Origin of the sequence: Pseudoalteromonas sp. S558, from assembly GCF_005886635.1 — a bacterium.
Taxonomy (GTDB): domain Bacteria; phylum Pseudomonadota; class Gammaproteobacteria; order Enterobacterales; family Alteromonadaceae; genus Pseudoalteromonas; species Pseudoalteromonas aliena.
The window spans coordinates 1-5,318 of the sequence record NZ_PNDU01000396.1 but is presented as its reverse complement, the minus strand read 5'-3'; the positions used below and the strand labels follow the sequence as shown (position 1 = coordinate 5,318).

At 36.1% G+C, this 5,318-nt stretch carries 5 protein-coding genes; 4 read left to right on the top strand and 1 reads right to left on the bottom strand.

All coding sequences use genetic code 11. The features are described from left to right. The first annotated feature begins 410 nt into the window (after positions 1-410). The 3 genes from CWB66_RS19960 to CWB66_RS19950 are packed head-to-tail and all read left to right on the top strand — an operon-like array spanning position 411 to position 2,532. Positions 411-698 (top strand): hypothetical protein, encoded by a 288-nt coding sequence (locus CWB66_RS19960; protein ID WP_077535664.1) that lies wholly within the window; start codon positions 411-413, stop codon positions 696-698. Then, positions 695-2,290 carry a PepSY-associated TM helix domain-containing protein gene (locus CWB66_RS19955; protein ID WP_171037548.1) on the top strand — a complete coding sequence of 532 codons (1,596 nt, stop codon included), beginning with the start codon at positions 695-697 and terminating at the stop codon, positions 2,288-2,290. Before CWB66_RS19960 ends, CWB66_RS19955 begins: the two co-directional genes overlap by 4 nt. Beyond that, positions 2,287-2,532 carry a hypothetical protein gene (locus tag CWB66_RS19950; RefSeq protein ID WP_138586729.1) on the top strand — a complete coding sequence of 82 codons (246 nt, stop codon included), beginning with the start codon at positions 2,287-2,289 and terminating at the stop codon, positions 2,530-2,532. Before CWB66_RS19955 ends, CWB66_RS19950 begins: the two co-directional genes overlap by 4 nt. A 25-nt stretch (positions 2,533-2,557) precedes the next feature. Here CWB66_RS19950 and CWB66_RS19945 read toward each other — a convergent pair whose 3' ends face one another. After that, entirely contained in the window at positions 2,558-4,006 is a 1,449-nt protein-coding gene (locus CWB66_RS19945; protein WP_171037547.1) for a sensor domain-containing diguanylate cyclase, read from the bottom strand. Positions 4,007-4,219: 213 nt separating this feature from the next. On the opposite strand from CWB66_RS19945, the gene CWB66_RS19940 reads away from it, so the two are divergent. Further along, positions 4,220-5,113 carry a cation diffusion facilitator family transporter gene (locus CWB66_RS19940; RefSeq protein WP_138586728.1) on the top strand — a complete coding sequence of 298 codons (894 nt, stop codon included), beginning with the start codon at positions 4,220-4,222 and terminating at the stop codon, positions 5,111-5,113. Positions 5,114-5,318: the final 205 nt, after the last annotated feature.

Sequence of the window (5,318 nt, the reverse complement as noted above, 5' to 3'; positions counted from 1 at the left end):
AATTTATTTTCTCTAGCCAGAGATTTTCAGTGAAAACAAGGCGAATTTACGCGTCAATAGCTGGCCTATTGCAAGTAAATTCAACGCAGTTAGCGCTGAAAATAGCTGCTCGAGATAGATTTATTATCCAGAGTTCAGGTTAATTATAAAATAAGCGATTATACAAGATGTTAAAAAGCCTATGGCAAGAGCCGTTAGGCCGTTTAAGCAAATCGAATCCAGAGACCGCTGTAAATTTAATCTCAAAAGACTCCGCCCTTAATGCGTCATATCAACAATATTTTTTAATATAAAAGTGACTAAACGTGCTTAATGAATTGCATTAAATATCAAATGCACAATATAATAACAATTGTTATCATTTGCATGTGCTGTTTGGTATATGTTTAAGTAAATTTAATGAGTAAACAATGAATAATAAAAAAACGTTTAACGCTACACGCAGGCGACACTTATTAGCCTGTGTGATGGCACTTATTACCGCCGTTATCATAATTCCTGGAATGACCACTTATTTACCCTTTGAGATGAGTGAGCAAATTTTGCTGCCTATTTTGTTGTTTCCAATCATTTGGACAGCGTTATTTATATATGCTTATTTGGCTGAAAAAGTATGGCAGCCTTTTATGGTGATGGGTTTATTGTGTGCTACACACGGATTATTTAGTTTTTGGGCGTTAACGCAGGGGCAAGGATGAAGTCGATTACTTTAAAAAAGCTATTTTTATTACATAGCTGGGTTGGGATAATAACCGCCGTATTATTATTTATTATTGCGTTTAGTGGTGCGTTGGCTGTGCTTTCTCGCCCTGAGTTAAAAATATGGGCAAACCCTGAATTACAATCTAGTCAACACGTTGCGAGTGTTCAAGTAAATCGCTTAGTTAATGAGTACCACAAACAAGTGCCCAATGAATTCGGGGAAAATATCCATGTATTTATGCCAAGTGGCCATAATTTCTATCTGTTAACCCTTGTATTCGAATCGCACCACGGAGATGAGAATTACAGCGAGGAAGTTGCCAGAGTATTTCAATTTCATCCCGATACACTTACTTTAGTGAATACTTACTACGGCCCTAGCAAAGATTTTTATGCAAATAAAAAAACTGATGCCCCGAGCTATATTGGTGAATTTCATGCTGATTTACATTTAGGTCGTCCTATTGGGTTAATTCTCACTGGCTTTTTGGGGTTAACGTTATTAGTGAGTGCGATAACAGGCTTATTTATTCATCGCAAATTGATAAAAGAGTTATTTACTTTCAGACGCGACAAAGGACTCAATATTGCGATTAGTGATGGCCATAAAGTAATGGGCATTTGGGGAAGTGTATTTAATATTGTGATTGGTTTTTCAGGGGCTTTTTTGGGACTGGCAACAGTTATTTTATTGCCCGCCGCCGCTTTTGTGAGTTTTGGTGGCGATCAAAATAAGCTGATAGAAACTTTTACAGCCATACCAGAAACAGTAATAAGCCATACTAAACAGCCGACACAGCTAGACACCATACTAGAAAATGCACATAGCCGTTATCCAAAAGCCGTGATTATAGATGCAACAATAATGGCTCACAATGACGCTAATGCGCAGGTGTATTTACGTTTACTTGGTGGAGAAGCGGTGGCTTCTCAGTTACTGCACTATCGTGGAAGTGGCGAATTTGTAAAATCGATGAGTAGTTTTGGTAATATATCAGGGATATCAATAAAAGTAATAGAACTTGTATTTCCAATGCACTTTGGTAATTTTGCAGGCATTTTTATCAAACTACTATGGGTGTTACTTGGTTTTTGTACTGCACTTTTACCTGTGTCTGGGATGATGATGTGGCTAGCAAAACGTACGCGAGGGAGTAATGCTAGTTTATCTGAGGTTGCTTACGCGCGTTGGAACCGCTTTATTATAGGAAGTTGCGGTGGTTTAGTGTTAGCAAGCTTTGTGCTTTTCCCGCTGCAGATAATACTTAATCACAATGTCATTGGTGTTGCGCAAAATAGCTATTTTGGACCTGTATTCTTTTATACTTGGTTAGGCTGGCTATTAATAGGGTTATTGCCTGTAGATTATAAAACCTATTTTAAACAGACACTTTTACTCTGTGGGTTAGCATTGTGTGCTGTGCTGCCATTAAATATTTTATTGAGTCACAGTAATATTATTAATTTAAACAGTGGCTTAGTTGCTATTGTTGATGCTAGCTTTATGTTTGTGGGGGCCATGTGTATTGGCTACGCGTTGAAAATAAAAGCTTCTACAAAAACATACATAGAGGCAAAAACTGCATGAATGAATTTTTGATATTTACGGCGATGATGAGTTTATTCGTTATGATGTTCTGCATTCGTAAAAGCACATTAACAATGTTGATTAAATTACCGTTGGTAATAGGCTTGTTTATATTAGCAACAAGCTGTTTGGTAGGCGTTTATGGTGTTATAGGCGGTATAATTTGTACTTTTGCCTGTGCAATGGTTGCAGGGTTGCTAACTGCATTTATTGCTGGAAAAGCAATACAATTAACAAATTAAGCTACGAAAATTAATGCAGTAAAAACTATTCGGATATAAATTCGGATACTTTATTTCGCCCTGTTTTCTTTGCGTTATATAGGGCGGAATCTGCATTACTAATAAGATCTTCAGGAATCGTTTTTGTACTGGGAATTAAAGCATAAAACCCCATGCTAACAGTAAGGCGCTTAGCAATATTTGAATAGTGATGCTCAATATTTAAGCTCTCAATTTCTTTTTGAATAAGCGCAGTAAACGCTTTGCACTGTTTTGCATCAGTAGCGGGTAAAATAATAACAAACTCTTCACCACCGTAACGCGCAGCTAAATCGCCTTGACGATTACATAACTTATTAAGTGTACTTGCAACTATTTTTAAAGCTTCGTCACCTTGTTGGTGTCCGTAGTTGTCGTTGTAATATTTAAAAAAATCAATGTCGCATATGATTAGTGCTATGGGATGCTGATTGCGGACACAGCGCCTGATTTCATTTTTAAGTGCGCGGTCAAAACTACGTCGATTGGCTATATTTGTTAACCCATCAGTATTTGCTAATTCATTTAGCTTTTTATTGGCAGTAATGAGTTGTCGCTGAGCTAATTCTAGCTTTTTTCTGTAGTCTATATTTTTAAATGCGTTAGTCAGTATTTCACCTACAAGCTTTAACCTTATTAAATCTAAATCGGTCCACTCCCGTAGTTCTTTTACGCTATCGCAGCCGATAAACCCAACAAGTTCTTTTTCATAACGAAGACCAATGCACAATACCGATTTTATCTCTTGTTGTTCGAATTCGATTTTTTCACTGAGTGCTGCTTTAGGAAGGGTCGATGTATCATTTACTCTGAATAAATATGTGTCATTCATTAAGCTGAAAAAATACGGCAGTGCACTTTTAGGAACATCTTGTAATGTATCTTTGAAAGGTAAAATGCCTTCATTCACCCATTCATGCGTATTGCTCATTTTTGTATTGTTTTTATTGAATCTAAACAAGTAGCTTCTATCTGCATTTGCAACAGTACCAATGGCTTTCAGGGCATAGTCAATATGCTTATCGATATCGTCAATTTGTATATCAATTAAATCGGTTGATATGCTAGATATCACTTTATCAAAATTATACTCTTCATTTACGTTATTTTTAATTAGCTCAAATACGAGCATTGAAAGCGACTCATTAACGTGTGCAAGTCTTACATTTAGTAAAAACGTATTACCTTGTTTTTCAATAAGTATTTGGTTACTTGTATGCGGCAGTAAGTAATCGTTAAACAGTGATTTTATAGAGAAAATTATTTTACTGAGAGGGTTTATTAAAGTGAAATGGTTAAAGTCATTTTCAGTTAATGGGGAATTTGTATTTAAATCAAATAATGTTTGTGCGTGCGCGTTCGCCTGGTAGGTTTGCGATTGCGTATCATGAAGTAAAACAGCAAATGGAAGATGTTTTAATGTACTCCATGTTTCTTGTGTTGAATGCAAACCCACTTATTCACTCCGCGTTATTAAATTATACTGTTTTGTAAGGTATATTTTATACTTACTCTACTACTTTTAGTACATTATCTTTCATTTTACTAATTTTTTAGTGCGTTTGAATTACCGACGTATTATAATTGATACTGTATATCATTACTCTTTTCTCACTAAGCCTGTCTATAGGCTTATTTGCATTCTAAGTATAGGTAATTCAAACAGTTCATGACAGAGATCACTACACACGAGGCTTCCCGCCGCCGGTTATTAATTGCATTAGCAATTACATGCTCATTCATGGTCATTCAAGTTATTGGCGCATATTATGCAAATTCACTTGCAGTACTTGCAGATGCAGGGCATCTATTTGTCCATAACAGCTCGCTATTCATTGCGTTAATAGCCTCAAGCCTTGCTATTCACTTTGCTAAAACTTACAACGATGGTCACCAACGAGCAGAATTATTTGGTGGGCTTATTAATGGCGTTTTATACTTAGCCATTAGCTTAGTTATTTTATATGAAGGGGGGGAGCGTTTTATTCATCATCATGAGGGCAATGAGCTTGCCATTAATAGCTTCTTGATGTCGTCTATTGCGGGTATTGGCTTTTTGTTTCACGGTGCAGCAGCGTGGGTTTTGTACAAAGGTCGTAAAGCCAGTATTAATATTTACGCTGTATTTTTACATTCGTTTTTTGATTTAATTTCAACTGTATCGACTTTTATTGCTGGTATGCTTATCTATTTTACTGGCTGGGATGTTATTGATATTTTATCGAGTATGCTTATCGCATTTTTCGTCTTATTTACAGGTATTAAGGTCATTGTTCGTTGCATTCAAGGGTTACGTTTAAATAAAGAAAAACTTCCAAAAGTGGTTGATATTGAATACGAAATAACTCATATAGAGCATGTGCATAGCGTACACAACGTAACCGTTACCCGTAAAGATAAAGAGGCCGTAGTGGGAGCCCATGTGGTACTTAAACAGCATTGCACTATCGAAAAGCATGATGAGGTCTGTCGTTTAAAAGTAGAACAGCTATTGTCATTAAAATTTAATGTTAAAAGCAGCGTATTGCAAATAGAAAGTCATGCCGAGCATCAACACAGCTAGTAGTAAGTAACCTGAACTCTGGGTAATAAATCTATCTCGAGCTATTTTCAGCGCTAACTACGTTGAATTTACTTGCAGTAGGCCAGCTATTGACGCGTAAATTCGCCTTGTTTTCACTAAAAATCTCTGGCTAGAGAAAAATAAATTTAAATATCATTATGATTCAATATATTAGTAAATATCTTAACCAGATTTCAGGTTAATT